At 68.2% G+C, this 14,381-nt stretch carries 17 protein-coding genes and 1 riboswitch; of the genes, 11 read left to right on the top strand and 6 right to left on the bottom strand.

All coding sequences use genetic code 11. The features are described 5' to 3' along the window. The first annotated feature begins 34 nt into the window (after positions 1-34). The 3 genes from nusG to rplA all read left to right on the top strand — a co-directional run bounded on the left by nusG (position 35) and on the right by rplA (position 2,207). The gene (nusG, locus tag JW364_RS08915; protein WP_165630503.1) at positions 35-898 is read left to right on the top strand and encodes a transcription termination/antitermination protein NusG; all 864 of its coding nucleotides are present in this window, start codon (positions 35-37) and stop codon (positions 896-898) included. Positions 899-973: 75 nt separating this feature from the next. After that, positions 974-1,408, top strand: coding sequence for a 50S ribosomal protein L11 (rplK, locus tag JW364_RS08910; protein WP_004021736.1), 435 nt, complete (start codon positions 974-976; stop codon positions 1,406-1,408). A gap of 82 nt (positions 1,409-1,490) precedes the next feature. After that, entirely contained in the window at positions 1,491-2,207 is a 717-nt protein-coding gene (gene rplA / locus JW364_RS08905; protein ID WP_065629251.1) for a 50S ribosomal protein L1, read from the top strand. Between the two features lie 70 nt (positions 2,208-2,277). Here the strand turns inward: rplA and JW364_RS08900 are convergent, their stop codons facing one another. The 4 genes from JW364_RS08900 to JW364_RS08885 all read right to left on the bottom strand — a co-directional run bounded on the left by JW364_RS08900 (position 2,278) and on the right by JW364_RS08885 (position 7,186). Beyond that, positions 2,278-3,936 (bottom strand): HNH endonuclease signature motif containing protein, encoded by a 1,659-nt coding sequence (locus tag JW364_RS08900; protein WP_058253354.1) that lies wholly within the window; start codon positions 3,934-3,936, stop codon positions 2,278-2,280. A gap of 249 nt (positions 3,937-4,185) precedes the next feature. Continuing rightward, complete coding sequence (locus JW364_RS08895; RefSeq protein WP_205333507.1) at positions 4,186-5,265, bottom strand: ABC transporter substrate-binding protein; 1,080 nt, start codon at positions 5,263-5,265, stop codon at positions 4,186-4,188. 11 nt (positions 5,266-5,276) lie between these two features. Then, on the bottom strand, positions 5,277-6,083 hold the full coding sequence (locus JW364_RS08890; protein ID WP_137809826.1) for an ABC transporter ATP-binding protein: 807 nt from the start codon (positions 6,081-6,083) through the stop codon (positions 5,277-5,279). Between the two features lie 23 nt (positions 6,084-6,106). Then, positions 6,107-7,186 (bottom strand): iron ABC transporter permease, encoded by a 1,080-nt coding sequence (locus JW364_RS08885; RefSeq protein WP_065629253.1) that lies wholly within the window; start codon positions 7,184-7,186, stop codon positions 6,107-6,109. Positions 7,187-7,232: 46 nt separating this feature from the next. Next, positions 7,233-7,411, bottom strand: a riboswitch (cobalamin riboswitch). 117 nt (positions 7,412-7,528) lie between these two features. Here JW364_RS08885 and JW364_RS08880 point away from each other — a divergent pair. Beyond that, positions 7,529-8,482, top strand: a complete 954-nt coding sequence (locus JW364_RS08880; protein WP_137809761.1) for an L-lactate dehydrogenase — start codon at positions 7,529-7,531, stop codon at positions 8,480-8,482. A gap of 2 nt (positions 8,483-8,484) precedes the next feature. On the opposite strand, the gene JW364_RS08875 is transcribed toward JW364_RS08880, so the two are convergent. Continuing rightward, positions 8,485-9,369, bottom strand: a complete 885-nt coding sequence (locus JW364_RS08875; protein WP_205333508.1) for an alpha/beta fold hydrolase — start codon at positions 9,367-9,369, stop codon at positions 8,485-8,487. Positions 9,370-9,494: 125 nt separating this feature from the next. Here JW364_RS08875 and JW364_RS08870 point away from each other — a divergent pair, with 125 nt between their 5' ends. The 6 genes from JW364_RS08870 (at position 9,495) to JW364_RS08845 (ending at position 12,879) form a co-directional block, all read left to right on the top strand. Further along, on the top strand, positions 9,495-9,884 hold the full coding sequence (locus JW364_RS08870; protein WP_139114240.1) for a hypothetical protein: 390 nt from the start codon (positions 9,495-9,497) through the stop codon (positions 9,882-9,884). Between the two features lie 151 nt (positions 9,885-10,035). Continuing rightward, complete coding sequence (locus JW364_RS08865; RefSeq protein WP_205334516.1) at positions 10,036-10,308, top strand: excalibur calcium-binding domain-containing protein; 273 nt, start codon at positions 10,036-10,038, stop codon at positions 10,306-10,308. 21 nt (positions 10,309-10,329) lie between these two features. Then, the gene (locus JW364_RS08860) at positions 10,330-10,806 is read left to right on the top strand and encodes a helix-turn-helix domain-containing protein (protein ID WP_065629258.1); all 477 of its coding nucleotides are present in this window, start codon (positions 10,330-10,332) and stop codon (positions 10,804-10,806) included. Beyond that, positions 10,803-11,264: a VOC family protein gene (locus tag JW364_RS08855; RefSeq protein WP_065629259.1), complete on the top strand. Its 462-nt coding sequence runs from the start codon at positions 10,803-10,805 to the stop codon at positions 11,262-11,264. Before JW364_RS08860 ends, JW364_RS08855 begins: the two co-directional genes overlap by 4 nt. Before the next feature lie 72 nt (positions 11,265-11,336). Next, positions 11,337-12,038: a YoaK family protein gene (locus tag JW364_RS08850; protein ID WP_240198859.1), complete on the top strand. Its 702-nt coding sequence runs from the start codon at positions 11,337-11,339 to the stop codon at positions 12,036-12,038. 10 nt (positions 12,039-12,048) lie between these two features. Next, positions 12,049-12,879, top strand: a complete 831-nt coding sequence (locus tag JW364_RS08845; RefSeq protein WP_205333509.1) for a DUF2786 domain-containing protein — start codon at positions 12,049-12,051, stop codon at positions 12,877-12,879. On the opposite strand, the gene JW364_RS08840 is transcribed toward JW364_RS08845, so the two are convergent. Continuing rightward, on the bottom strand, positions 12,876-13,817 hold the full coding sequence (locus JW364_RS08840) for a YhjD/YihY/BrkB family envelope integrity protein (protein ID WP_159370210.1): 942 nt from the start codon (positions 13,815-13,817) through the stop codon (positions 12,876-12,878). The two genes, JW364_RS08845 and JW364_RS08840, sit on opposite strands and share 4 nt — an antisense overlap. A gap of 44 nt (positions 13,818-13,861) precedes the next feature. On the opposite strand from JW364_RS08840, the gene JW364_RS08835 reads away from it, so the two are divergent. Further along, a complete protein-coding gene (locus tag JW364_RS08835; protein ID WP_078113079.1) occupies positions 13,862-14,380 on the top strand; it encodes a TIGR04338 family metallohydrolase in 519 nt (172 codons plus the stop codon). Position 14,381: the final 1 nt, after the last annotated feature.

Here is a 14,381-nt window from a genome sequence, read left to right as displayed (position 1 = left end):
ACCGCCAGATGAACCATAAGGAGCGTGGGCTGCAGTGAGCACCCCGGAGAACGAACTCGCCTCGACCGATTCCGTCGACGTGGCTGCTGCCGACGTCGACGCTGTCGACGCGGCCGTGACCGACGCGGTGGACACCGAGGGTGACGCGGTCGCCGACGACGCGGTCGTCGAGGGTGACGAGGCCCCCGCCGAGGACACCGTCTCCGAGGATGCCGACGAGGTCCCGGTCGACGAGGCCGCCGCCGACGAGGTCCCGGTGGAAGAGGCCGAGGTCGATCCGGTTGAGGAACTGCGCAAGCAGCTCCGGCGCGCGCCCGGCGACTGGTACGTGATCCACAGCTACGCCGGTTACGAGAACAAGGTCAAGGCCAACCTCGAGACCCGCGTGCAGAACCTCGACGTCGGCGACTACATCTTCCAGGTCGAGGTGCCGACCGAAGAGGTCACCGAGATCAAGAACGGCCAGCCCAAGAAGGTCAACCGCAAGGTGCTGCCGGGCTACATCCTCGTCCGCATGGAACTCAACGACGAATCGTGGGGCGCCGTGCGCAACACGCCGGGTGTCACCGGTTTCGTCGGGATGACCAGCAAGCCGTCGCCGCTCTCGCTCAACGAGGTGCTGCAGTTCCTGATGCCGCGGACCGAGGCCAAGAAGCCCGCCGCGTCGCGTGGTGCCGCCGCCGAGGGCGTCGAGGCCGCAGCTGCCGCCGCGTCGAACGTCATCGAGGTCGACTTCGAGGTCGGCGAGTCGGTCACCGTCATGGACGGCCCGTTCGCCACGCTGCCCGCGTCGATCAGCGAGGTCAACGCCGAGCAGCGCAAGGTCAAGGTCCTCGTGTCGATCTTCGGTCGCGAGACGCCAGTCGAGCTCGGGTTCAACCAGGTCGAGAAGATCTAGGGCCGGACCACCAACCCAGAACTTTCACGTCTCCAGCGGGCGTGAATTCGCAAGGAAACAAGCAAGGAACAGAAGATGCCTCCCAAGAAGAAGAAGCTCGCCGGGATCATCAAGCTCCAGATCTCGGCAGGCCAGGCCAACCCGGCCCCGCCCGTGGGTCCGGCGCTCGGTCAGCACGGCGTGAACATCATGGAGTTCTGCAAGGCGTACAACGCGGCGACCGAGTCGCAGCGCGGCAACGTCATCCCGGTCGAGATCTTCGTGTACGAAGATCGCTCCTTCGACTTCAAGTTGAAGACCCCGCCGGCTGCGAAGCTCCTGCTGAAGGCCGCCGGCCTCCAGAAGGGCTCCGGCGAGCCCCACACCAACAAGGTCGGCAAGGTGAGCATGGACCAGGTCCGTGAGATCGCCAAGACCAAGGCCGAAGACCTGAACGCCAATGACATCGACCAGGCCGCGAAGATCATCGCCGGTACTGCTCGGTCCATGGGCATCACCGTCGAAGGCTGACAGACCTCATCATCACCGTGGGAGGGCCGGCTCGGCCCGCACCACACACCCCGCCGACTGACGGCGGAGAAGGAACAGAGCAATGAGCAAGAAGAGCAAGGCCTACGCGGCCGCGGCCGAGAAGGTCGACAAGACCAAGCTGTACAGCCCGCTGGAGGCTGTGGAACTGGCCAAGGACACGTCGTCGAAGAACACCGACGCGACCGTCGAGGTCGCGATCCGGCTGGGCGTCGACCCCCGTAAGGCAGACCAGATGGTTCGAGGCACCGTCAATCTGCCGCACGGCACCGGTAAGACTGCCCGCGTGATCGTGTTCGCCGCCGGCGACAAGGCCGCCGAGGCCACCGCCGCCGGTGCCGACGAGGTCGGCGCCGAGGATCTGATCGAGCGCATCCAGGGCGGTTGGCTGGACTTCGACGCCGCGATCGCCACCCCGGATCAGATGGCCAAGGTCGGCCGTATCGCGCGTGTCCTCGGACCCCGCGGCCTGATGCCGAACCCGAAGACGGGCACCGTGACCACCGACGTCACCAAGGCCGTCAACGACATCAAGGGCGGCAAGATCAACTTCCGCGTCGACAAGGCTGCGAACCTGCACTTCGTCATCGGCAAGGCCTCGTTCGACCCGGCCAAGCTGGCCGAGAACTACGGCGCTGCCTACGACGAGATCATGCGCGCCAAGCCGTCGGCCGCCAAGGGCCGCTACATCAAGAAGGTCACCGTCTCCACGACGACGGGCCCGGGCATCCCGGTCGACCCGGCGGTCACCCGCAACTTCGCGGAGGCACCGCAGGCCTGATCTGATCAGGCGCACTGACACCCACGAGGGGCCCGGCATTCCGATGCCGGGCCCCTCGTGTCGTGTGCAATCACGCGTGGTCAGCGAGTATGCGTGCGAGTGCTGCTTCGACCGGGGTCAGCGGTGGGGTGGTGAGGTGCTCCGGCGGTGTTCGCGGATGGACCAGTTCGCGATAAGCGAGTTCGAGGCGCCGGCCGCGGTCGCCGTAGCCGACGGCGTCGGGGCGCGACCGGTTCGGGCGCGACTGGTCGCCGGACCTGGTGGCAGGTCTGTGGATCTCGTTGCGCACGGTGTTCAGGTGTTGTGCGAACCGCCGGGGTATGTCGGGTCGGCGGTTGAGGTGTTCGGGATTGGGTGGTACGCCGGGTTCGGCGTTCAATCGCCAGAGGCAGCGGCCTTCGTCGGGTCCGGATCGGGCGATGCGGGTGGTGTATTGGCCGGGTTGGTCGCCGACCATGCGGTTGTGTCGCGGGCAGGCGGGGGCGAGGTCGTCGATGTCGGTGAGTCCGCCTTTGGCCCAATCTTTGTGGGCGTGGTGGAGTTCGACCTGGGTGGCGGGCTGATCGCAGCCGGGTGCCGAACACACTTCCCCGTCGGGGCGGGCGAAGGAGACGAGGCGTTGTTCGCGGGTGGCCAGACGTCTGCCGCGCCCGAAGTGCAGGGGGACGGTGGTGGCGTCTTTGAAGATCGCCAACCATGGCTGGACGTCACCGGCCATCGCGATCAGGTCCCGGATGGGCAGCAGGGTTCCGGTGGCGGTGGTCGCGAGTCCGGCTTCGCGGATGAGGTCGCCGAGGTCGGCTTTGATGATCAGTTGCACGGGCAGGCCGCGGTGCGAGGTGCCGAGTGTTCCGTCGGCGAATCCGGCGGCGAGTGCGGCGTCGAGTGCGTCGTGATTGGTCTGGGCGAGGGTGCGGCCGTCGCGGTCGGCTGCGGTGGCCAGGGCTTCGGGGTCGGCGGTGCCGGCCGGGCCTTGGGGCGACTGTGGGTCGTCGGGGTTGTTGAGTCCGGGTTTGCCCCACACGGCGAACATCATGGTGAGTCGGGCGGCGAGTGCGGGTGTCAGGGTGCCCGATATTTTGGCGGTGCCGTCGGCGCGTTGCCGTCCGATCCACAGGCCGCGGCGTCGTTTCTGGTCGGTGTCATCGGCCAGGGTGCCGTCGGGGTCGAGGTGGGCAAGCAGCCGCGAGCCGAGTTGGGTGATGTCGGCCGGGGTGTGGTCGGTGGCGATCTCGGCCATCTGTCGTTCAGCGGCGACCTTGATGTCGTGGTCGACGGCGACCGGGATGCGGTCGAGGACGTCGAGGGTGGCCTGCACGTGCGCGGTGCCGACTGTTCCTTGTGCGAAAGCTTCGGCGAGGCAGGGGTATTCGGGTGGGAGGACCTCGCCGCCGAGGCTGGTGCGGTGGGCGGTGGCGTCCATCTGCTTACGGCGGCGCATCGGGTTCGAGACTCGTAGCCGGTGTGTCATGAACTGCATGAGGGTTCGGCAGCCGGCCTTGCGGGGTAGGTCGCGGGCCTCGACCTGATCGATCTGCCGGTCACCGGCAACGGTCAGACGCGCGATGGCGCGTTCGGTCTCCGCGGCGACGTCGATCAGTTCTTCGTCGGTGCACGAGGACAAGTCGACGGTCTGTAGTTCGTCGAGGTTCGCGTGGAGTTCGGCGACGAGTTCGGCCGCGCGGGACACGGGCGCGCCGTGGTCGGCGAGTGGTGTGGTGCTGGGCATGACGGTCACCTCCCCCGAAGAACCGTTGCTGCGAATGTACGTTCGAGTGTACACCCGCGTGGCCGGATGGCAATCCCAAAAAGCCATGTTGTGCAACGGTATTCGTCGGCTCGAACTTGTCGGTGCCTCATGGTAGGGGTGCGAACGCAGTCAGGTGTTGCGAACTTCGACGGTGGGTGCACTGGATTCCCATGGGCGGCGGCGCGACAATCGCCGCGGCCCCACGTGTTCAACGGGGCGTCCCGCGACTCACTCCAGCCAGTTGTTGCCCCCGAGGTCCAATTGCGCGACATCCAGGGAAGGGGTGATACCGGATTCCGGTGCGAGGCCGTGGTTCTCGAGAACGCCGCGCATGATCTCGGCGGCGTCGATGTTGAGTGGGCTCGACACCCACATCGCGTACGGCAGGTTCACGAAGCGGTTCTCGCGCACGGCCTTCAGGTTCCGGCTCGCCGGATTAGAACGCAGGGCGGCGATCTTCTCGTCGACCGACTGGCCGGGATAGTCGACGAACACGATGACGTCGGGGTCCGCGGTGGTGAGGCGTTCCCAGCTCACGGCGGTCCAGGTGTCCTCGATGTCCTCGGTCGCGTTGCGCGCGCCCGCGGCGTCGATGATGCCCTGCGGGCCGCCGAAGGATCCGGAGGAGAAGATGGTGTCCGAGACGCTGTCGAAGACGAAGACCGTCGGTTTCGCGGCGGGTTGTGGTGCGGCGCGCAGCTTCTCGAGGCGGTCGGCCACCTCGTCGGCCGCGGCGGCGCCCTGCTCGGGATTGCCGGTGAGGGTGCCGATGTTGCGCAGATCGGTGTCGAGCGCGACCCACGGGTCCATGGTGCCGCGCTGCGCCTCGCCCTCGGTCTGCCGGCACGCCTCGGACAACTGGTACACGTCGATGCCGTGTCCGGCGAGAATCTCGGGTGTGATCCCGCGCGACTCGCTCATGCCGTAGTTGTATCCGGCATACAGCACTTGGGGTTTCGCCGCGACGATGTTCTCGAGGGTGGGACGTTCGGTCGCGACCTCGTTCAGCGTGTCGACCTGGGGTCCGTACTCCAGCCGCAGGACGTCCTTGTCCCGGGCGAGCGCGCTGACCGCCACCATGTTGTCACGGGCACCCGCGGCGAGTGCGATCGCGATCATGCCGCCGTCGTTGACGAACAACCGGTCGAGGGGTTGCGGGTAAGCGACGTCGGCTCCGCAATTCGATACGGTGACAGTGCTTTCCGACGCCACAGTGCTGTCGGCACCGCAGGCGGTGGCAGTTCCCAGCGTCAGAGCCGCCGCCACGATGGCGACGGTCGGGTGGACTCGGGACGTACGTATGGTCAAAGGATGTCCTCTCACGGGATGTCTTTCGTCAGAGTGCTGGGGGCGGGTGTGGTGGTGGGAGTGTTCAGGAGCAGATGGGGCAGGCCCGTCGATGGATGGTCGACGACGGTGCCGGACACCTCGAAGACGTCGGCCAGCAGAGCCGGCGTCAGCACCTCGACCGGTGGCCCGTGCACGATGACACCGCCGTCGGAAACCACTGCGACGGAGTCGAAGTGACGCAACACGAGGTCGAGGTCGTGCATCGCCGCGACCACGGTGGCGTCGAGCTCGTCGAGAACCTCCATCAGGCGTAGTCGCCAGGCGGCGTCCAGGTGATTGGTGGGTTCGTCGAGCACCAGGATCGGGGTCTGCTGAGCGAGCGCGCGGGCGAGGACGACGCGGTGCCGTTCGCCGCCGGACAGCTGGGTGCACGAGCGGGTGCCCCAGCCGTCGAGCCCGACCTGGATCAACGCGCGATCGACCACCGTCTTGTCGTCGGAACTCCCGGTGGACCAGGCCGACCGGTACGGGGTCCGGCCGAGGCCGACCGCCTCGGCGACCGTCAGCTCAGCGGAGGGCTGTTCCTCCTGGCCGACCACCGCCATCGACATGGCGCGGCGTCGGGAGGGGATGTGGTGGAGGTCGTCTCCGTTCACCTCGACGGTGCCGGCGACTGGTCGTTCGAGACCGCACAGCGTGCGCAGCAGGGTGGTCTTGCCGGAACCGTTGGGCCCGACGATGGCCAGTCGGGTGCCGGCGGGGACCGCGAGATCGACATCCCGCAGTACGACGCGGCCACCGCGACGGCACGCAAGCGCGTTCGCGCGCAACGACATCGACGATGCGCGGGCGGGGTCGATCACGAGCCTCCCCCGAACACGTACTGGCGTCGTCCCATGAGGAACAGGAAGATCGGCGCCCCGATCAGGCCGGTCACGATGCCCAGCGGCATCTCGCGCGGTGCGGCCGCCACCCGTGAGATGACGTCGACCCACACCAGGAAGAGCGCACCGCCGCAGACCGCCACCGGCAACATCGCGCGGTGGGTGGCGCCGACCAGGAGTCGCGCCGCGTGCGGGACGATGAGACCGACGAAGCCGATGCCGCCCGCCACCGCGACGAGCACGCCGACCAGGAGACCCTGGACACCGAACAGCGCGTTGCGCATCGCCCGTACCGGCACGCCCAGCGACGTCGCGGTGTCGGTGCCGGCCGCGTAGGCATCGAGCCAGGAGTGGATGGCGAGCATGGCCACGACGGTGACCAGCACGACCGCCCCGGCGATCTGCACTTTCGCCCAGGTGGCGCCCGCGACGCTGCCGAGCATCCAGAACATCACGTTGTCGGCGGCGTGCGGGTCGGCGGCGGTGAACACGAGCAGCGACGACAACGCCATGAACGCCGACGACAACACCACCCCGGACAGGATGAGTCGCAGCGCGGTCAGCCCGCCCTGGGCGCGGGCCACCAGGTACACCGTGACGGTGGCGGCCAGCGCGCCGAGCAGCGCCCCGCCGGACAGCGCCCAGACGCCCAGTCCCGCGAGCACGCCGAGGGTCATCACCGCGGTGGCCCCGACCGCCGCGCCGGCGGACACACCCAGCAGGTACGGCTCGGCCAGTGGGTTGCGGACCAGGGCCTGCATGAGTGCGCCGGCCAGCGCCAGCCCGGCTCCGACCAGCGCGGCCAGCACGGACCGGGGCAACCGGAGATCCCAGATGATGACGGCGTGCGCGGAGTCGAGCTCAGCCCCGGTCATCCGGCCGACGACGGTGTGCCACACGTCGCCGACGGGGATGGTCTCCGCGCCGAAAGCGGTGGCCAGGGCGATGCTGAGGAGGGTGAGGACGAACAATACTGCGGCTAGCGGCGTCGACGGGAGTCGCCGGACCGACGGGGCGGTCGCGCTCTCGGTCGTGCCGTCGGTACGACGGGACACGGGTGGTACTGCCTATCGGTCTGGGTATCTGTGCGCGAGATACACGATGGACTCGAGCGAGAACGGCCGGTAATCGGACTCGGGATCGTGGCGCCGGCGCCTTCCCGGGTCGCCCCGGTGTCCGCGCCGAATCCGTCTCCCATACCGTTGCGCGCCAGTCCCGGATTCACACCGGGTTCCCTGACACCCACGTGTGCGGGTGTGACCGTTCTCGGCGCTCACGCTATCAACATCGACCGCCGACCGAACGCGCGGTCGGCCGGCGCAGCCCGGACAGCCGGCACGCGAGCACCTACGCTGGGTGCCGACGATCGATGAACCCGACGCGGAAACGGTGAACCGATGGACGTACGAGACACGAAACTGGCCATCATCGGGGCGGGTGCGGTGGGCACCGCGATCGCCTACTCATCCCTCATCCGAGGTGTCGCACGGACCATCGCCCTCCTCGACATCAACGCCGCCAAGGTGACCGCCGAGGTGCTCGACATGTCCCACGGCCTCGAGTTCGTGCCCCGCGCGGACATCATCGGATCCGACGACGTGTCGGTGTGCGCGGACGCTGACGTCGTCGTGTTCACCGCCGGCGCGAAGCAGAAGCCAGGGCAGTCGCGCCTCGAATTGGCCGAGGCCACAATCGGTCTCACACGAGCCATCCTCCCCGGGGTGCTGGCGGTGGCCCCGACCGCGATCTATGTGATGGTCACCAATCCCGTCGACATCGTCACCTACGCCGCCCAGGAGATCAGCGGGCTGTCACCGCACCAGGTCTTCGGGTCGGGCACGGTGCTGGACTCGTCCCGGCTGCGATTCCTGATCGCGCAACACTGCGGGGTCGCGGTACAGAGCGTGCACTCCTACATCGTCGGCGAACACGGCGACAGCGAGATCCCGCTGTGGAGTTCGGCGTCGATCGGGGGCGTGCCGCTCACCTCGTGGACGCCGCTACCCGGCCGTCCGGCGATGGACGTCGTTGCGCGCGAACGTATTCACCACGAGGTCGTGCACGCCGCGTACACCATCATCGAGGGCAAGGGGGCGACGAACTACGCGATCGGTCTGGCCTCGACGCGCATCGTCGAAGCGATCCTGAACAACGAACACCGGGTGCTGCCGGTGTCGACGCGGGCCGACGGTATCGAGGGGCTCGACGGCGTGTGCCTCTCGTTGCCGACCGTCGTCGACCGCGGTGGTGCCCAGACCCGGCTCGATGTCCCGCTGTCGGACTCCGAGCGGGCGGGTCTGCTGGCATCGGCGGAAACGCTGCGCGGGATGCAGGCGCGGTTCGGGTTCTGACGTCACACGGGGACGGTCCCGCGCAAGAACTCGAGCTGATCGGCGACCACCCGCTCGAAGTCGTCGCCGACGTAGATGTCGAAATGTTGTGCCGGATAACGAATCACTCGCGCTGCCGGGGCGCGGCGGGCGTACCGGGCAGTCGGTCCGGCCGGCGCCACGGTGTCCTTGTCGCAGATGCACACGAGCGTGGGACAGGTGAGCTTTCGCAATGCCCGACCAGGCGTGTGCAGCGGGATGGCGAGACCGACCCGCGCGGCGACCTCGTTGATGAACTCCAGGTCGTCGGGCACCAGCGGTAGGTATCCCGACACCGCGTCGGGTGCCGTCATCAGGGCGGCCGAGCCGGGCGCACCGGCGAGGCCGACGGTGACCGGCGGACGGCCCAGTGCCGAACCTGCCAGATCCGCGAGCGCGCGCACGGTCACCTTTGCCCCGGACGCCACGCCCAGCGCGGCGGTGGATGCGACGCCGCTGGTGAAGGGGCACTGGGAGATCACTGCGGCCACCCGGCCGTCGCGTTCGCCCGCGACGAGGACGTGTCCGCCGCCGAAGGAGGTGCCCCACAGCACTATCCGTGAGGTGTCGACACCGCTGAGTGTTCGGGCGAAGGCGATTGCCGCGGCCCAGTCGTCGAGTTGGCGGCGAATGGACAGCAGCTGTCGCGGTTCGCCGTCGCTGTCACCGAAGTGGCGGTAGTCGAACACCAGGCACGAGTATCCCGCGGCGGAGAAGCGCTCGGCGAACGCGTCCAGGCGCATCCGCCGGACCGCACCGAGCCCGTGCGCCATCACGATGACCGGCGCCGGAGTGGTTCCCTCGGGCCGGTACGACCAGGCCCGGCATGTCGTCCCGGACGAATCGAACTCGACGTCGTTCCTGATCATCGTTTCCCCGCTGTCGGTGGTTTCCTGGCCGGACTGTACCAATACGCGTTGTCGAATGGCAGGCTTGCCGGAGGCTGTGGAAAGCGAGATGGAACCCGACGTCGACGCTGCTAGCGTCTGCCGTCGTGAAGAGATTGATAGCGGGGGCGTTGATCGCCGGAGCGGCAGTATTCGGATTGACTGTGGGCGCGGGTGATTCCGACGCCAAGATCAAGCCGGGCAACTACAAACAGCAGCAACTCATCTACGGATTCGTTCCGATGCCGGAGTCGAATGCGCGGGTCATCGGCAACGGCATGTACACCGACTACTACGGGATCGGGCCGTGGAATCTGCAGCGTCAGCAGATCCAGCAGACTCCACACGGCGGCGTCGTGGCGCACACTGCGGACCCGGTGATGCAGTGGTTCGCGCGTACGGAGTTTCGGCGCACCAAGAACGGATATGTCGGCACAATGTACAGCTGGGGCGTCCCGCTCGGCAGTGCGCTGCTGAAGGAACAGCCGCGTCGCTGACCCCGCGCCTTCCGATGCCGGGTCCGGCCGATGGCGTGTCCGTCGGCCGGACCAATCTTCGCGTCGCATGCGCTTTTCGCCGGCCGGAACCCGTAGTGTCACTTCGTCACAATTGAGGTGTCGGGGGACACTACGAAGAAGGTCAAGCACGATGCGTTGCTCGCGAAAGATGGTTCCCGGATTTCTGGCCGCGGCGTCGATGACGGTAGCTCCGCTGATGGTGGCGGCACCCGCCGCGGCGGCAACCGACTACGCCAATTGCACCGAACTGCGCGGCGACTACCCGCACGGTGTCGGCAAGACCGGCGCCGTCGACTCGACGTCGGGTACGCCGGTCACGACGTTCACCGTCGACGACGAACTGTACGAGGCGAACTCCGAGAGCGACCGCGACGGGGACGGCATCGCCTGCGAGAAGCACTGAGCGTGCGTCACACTGGGTGACGTGTTCACCCAGGTCGAGGACGAGAACCGCCGGTTGCTCCGTGCGCGCGACGCCATCGACCTCTCCTACGCCGACGACCTCGACATCGCAACGCTCGCCCGCATCGCGCTGATGTCGCCGTCGCACTTCATCCGCCGGTTCCGGGCCGTGTTCGGGGAGACGCCGCACCGCTACCTGCAGCGTCGGCGCATCGAGCGAGCCTGTGCCCTCCTTCGGACCACCGACGTCCCGGTGCTCGACGTCGCGTTGCTGGTCGGCTACGACAGTCCTGGCACGTTCGGCCGGACGTTCAGCCGAATCGTCTGCTGTAGTCCCACGGCCTACCGGCAGCGTGTCGCTCCGATTCCCGTTCCCGGTTGCTTCGTGCGCCGGTGGACCAGGCCGAGCGATGCTGCCACCGGGGTCCCGCGAGCGGCCGAAGTGAGCGATTTCGGAGAAGCGCCGACCGGGCCGCCGGTCGTATCGTCGGGCGCATGATCAACGGCATCGGTATCCATTCCGTCTACGTCCTCGATCAGGACGTCGCACTCGACTTCTACGTCGGCACACTCGGTTTCACGGTCGACACCGACGTCGACATGGGTTTCATGCGGTGGTTGACGATCGCGCCGCCCGGTCAACCCGACCGGCTCATCCTGCTCGAGAAGCCCGGGCCGCCCGCGCTTTCCGACGAGACCGCCGCGAAGATCCGCGACCTCGTGACGCAGGGGGCGATGCCGGTGACGATCCTGTCGACCGACGATTGTCGCGGCACCCACGCGGCGCTCGTCGCACGCGGCGTCGAGTTCACCCAGGACCCCGAAGACCAGCCCTACGGCACCGATTGTGCGTTCCGGGATCCGTTCGGGAACCAGCTGCGGATGACCCAGCGGGCGACCGCGGACCGGCCGGTCGCAGACGCCGACATCGCGCGGTGGGCCCCACCGGACAGCTGACCAGTCCAGGGCCATGGGTCGGATGCGAGCAACGATCCGGCCGCGACCGGAGTAGGCGTTAGATTCGTGCCCATGGCGGTCCGACTCGACAAGTACCTGAGCAGCAACCACCCGGACATCGCGATCGCGGCGGCGTTGCTGTTCCTGGCCGGGCTGGTCGACGCCATCGCGTTCGTCGTGCTCAAGGGCAGCTTCGTCGCGTTCATGTCCGGCAATTCGACGATCCTGGGAGCGTCGACGGCCGCGGGCGGGTGGTCGACGATCGCGGTCGTCGCCGGACTCGTCGCGGCCTTCTTCGGCGGGGCCGTGGGCGGCGCGGCACTCGGTCGCTGGGGCGGACAGCACTCGCCGGTCTGGGTTCTCGTAGCCGTGACGGTGACGCTTCTCGCCGGCACCGTTGTCGCGCTGACCGCGTCGCCGACGGCCGGGATGATCGTGGTGGCGACGGCGACCGGCGCGATCAACTCGGCACTGTCGCACACCTCGACGGTGCCGGGCGGCTTGACGTACGTCACCGGCACGCTGGTGAAGTCCGCGCACGAGCTGGTCGCCTCGCTGGGTACCGATCGACCGTGGGCGTGGCTGGCGGTGTTCTGGATGTGGCCGGTGTTCGTCCTGGGCGCGGTGTGCGGCGGTTTCGCAGAACGTCACTGGGGTGTCGCCGGGTTGTGGGCCGGGGTCGCGATCGCCGCCTGCACCCTCCTCCTGCGGGTTGCCGAGACGTTGTCTCGGGGCAATTCGCGCTCAGATGGAACCGAACGGGCCGCTGGATAGTCTGAGTTACATGCGCGACGACAAGCTGCTCACCCGGATCTCCGCCCTTCTCCGTCAAGCGGAGAACACCGACAACGAGCACGAGGCCGAGACCTTCATGCAGGCCGCCCAGCGGCTCGCGACGGCGTCGTCGATCGACCTGGCGGTGGCGCGTGCCCACGACCCCGCGGCGCGCAAGAAGGTCACCCCGATCAGTCGCCAGATCGCGATCGGCGAGCCCGGCAAACGCGGACTGCGGACCTATGTGCAGCTCTTCGTCGCCATCACCGCCGCCAACGACGTGACCGTCGACGTGGCGAGCAACTCGACCTTCGTGCTCGCCTACGGGTACGAAGCCGACATCGACGCCTGCGAGGCCCTCTACACGTCGCTGATCGTGCAGATGGTCGCGGCCAGCGACGCCTACCTGCGGTCGGGTGCCTACAAGGGCGAGACGTTCGCGCGGGTCGTCACCCGCGGGAACGGGTGGCGTGCCCGGCGGGTGATCGAGGAGAAGCCGCTGTCGCCGATCACGGCGCGGCTCAACTTTCAGTCGGCGTTCGCCGAACGCATCGGCAAGCGTCTCGCCGAGGCCCGCGACGCCGCGCGTGCGGAGGCCCTGGCCGCCGAACGCGACTCCGGGGACACCACGCGCTCGACGGCGGTCGCGTTGCGCAACAAGGAGATCGAGGTCACCGACTTCTACCGGACGGAGTCGAGTGCTCGCGGGACGTGGCGTCCGTCGAGCGCCTCGGCCGGCTACTCGGAGGCCGCACGCCGCGCCGGCGACCGCGCGGGACGTCGCGCGAAGATCGGTGCCGACCGCGAGTTCGGCGGTGCGCGTGGCGCTTTGGAGGGTTAGGGCTCCACACGCGTGGGCGGGGCGTCGACCGGACCCCCGGGCGGCCGGTCGTACCAGGATGCAGACGGGTGCGGGACGAACGGTGTCGGTGTGCCGGCCCACCGCCGCACCCACCGGCCCAGACGACCCTCGTCCGTTGCCACGGCGTGCACGACGATGGCGGTGACGACGAGGATGAGTGCGAACACGAACAGCCAGCTGATCGCGACGAAGACGACACCGAGGGTGCCGTAACTGCGGATGGTGCCCGCCGCGAGCGTCGGCAGTGCGACGCGGCTGCCGGCGAGTAGGGCGGTGATGAGGATACCGGTACCGAGGCCGTTGAGGACGAGCAGCTTCATCGGTACCTGCGACGACACCAGGAGCCGCGGGATCGCGGTGAAGGTGACCGACCAGATCAACACGGTCACGGCGACGATGAGCCCGATTCCCAGGACGCCCCGATCGCCGATGTGCATGCCGAACAGCGAGGTGGCCTCCACTCCGGTGGACAGACCCTGCACGGTGACCGCGGCGGGGATGAGGAAGACGACGACGACCCATCGCCAGAAGCTGCTCCACGGCAGTTTGGCGACGTCCCAGATCGACACATACATTCGGCCGAGGGCACGGGACAGGGAGGTGGCGCCGGCGATGGTCATCAGCGCACCGACGATGCCGAAGGTCGTCGCTGAGGTCGGGTCGTCGATCGTGGGCGTGTCGAGACTGCTGACGGGGATACCGAGCTGGGTGAGTGCGTCGTCGACGACGCTGGCGCCCGGCAGGGTGAGCACCAGGATCACGACCGGGAGGATCGAGGTGAAGGCCTGCGCGGCCAGGGTCATCGACCGGTCCGTGAGATTGCCTCGAGCCATGTCGATGACGATGCGGAGCATCAGGGAGGCGCCGGGCAGCCGCATCACGCGCTCGCGTACGGCATCGAGGTCGGGACGGCGCATGAAGTCTCCCATCGGCTCCGGGGTCTCTCATCATCGGCGATGCCGTGAGTGAACGGGACACCGGGCGCGCACGATTCTATGAGGCCGAGCACCTCGTGCATCGCCTGTTCGACAACGTGTCGTCGTCACGGACGGTGCAACTCGCCGGCACCGAGGTCACCCTCCCCGCGGAGGCGCGCTTCGCCTCGATCGACGCCGTCGACGACTACGTGGGCCGCGTGCTCGCGCTGCCGGGCGTGCGGTCGAGTTTCGAGCGCGCGTCGCACCCGGTATCGGTCCGCGAACGGCGCGGCCAGCGGTCCGCCCACTACGCGGCGCGGGTTCGCAGATCCAACGGTGTGCCGGTCGCCGCCGAGATCGCCATCCCGTCCGCGGCCGACGGACGCTGGGCGCTGCGTGAACTGGTGGTGCTGCACGAGCTCGCCCATCACCTCGACGGCACGACCGGCCCGGCTCACGGGCGCGGATTCGTGCTGACGCTCATCGAACTCGTCGGGCTCGTACTGGGGCCCGAAGCCGCGTTCGTCTATCGCGTCGTGCTGTCGGATTCCGGGGTGGGGTGAA

Origin of the sequence: Gordonia sp. BP-119, from assembly GCF_016924115.1 — a bacterium.
In the GTDB taxonomy this organism is placed as follows: Bacteria; Actinomycetota; Actinomycetes; order Mycobacteriales; family Mycobacteriaceae; genus Gordonia; species Gordonia hongkongensis.
Note: the sequence above shows the minus strand (reverse complement) of the source record. Positions and strands in the feature narration are given on the sequence as shown.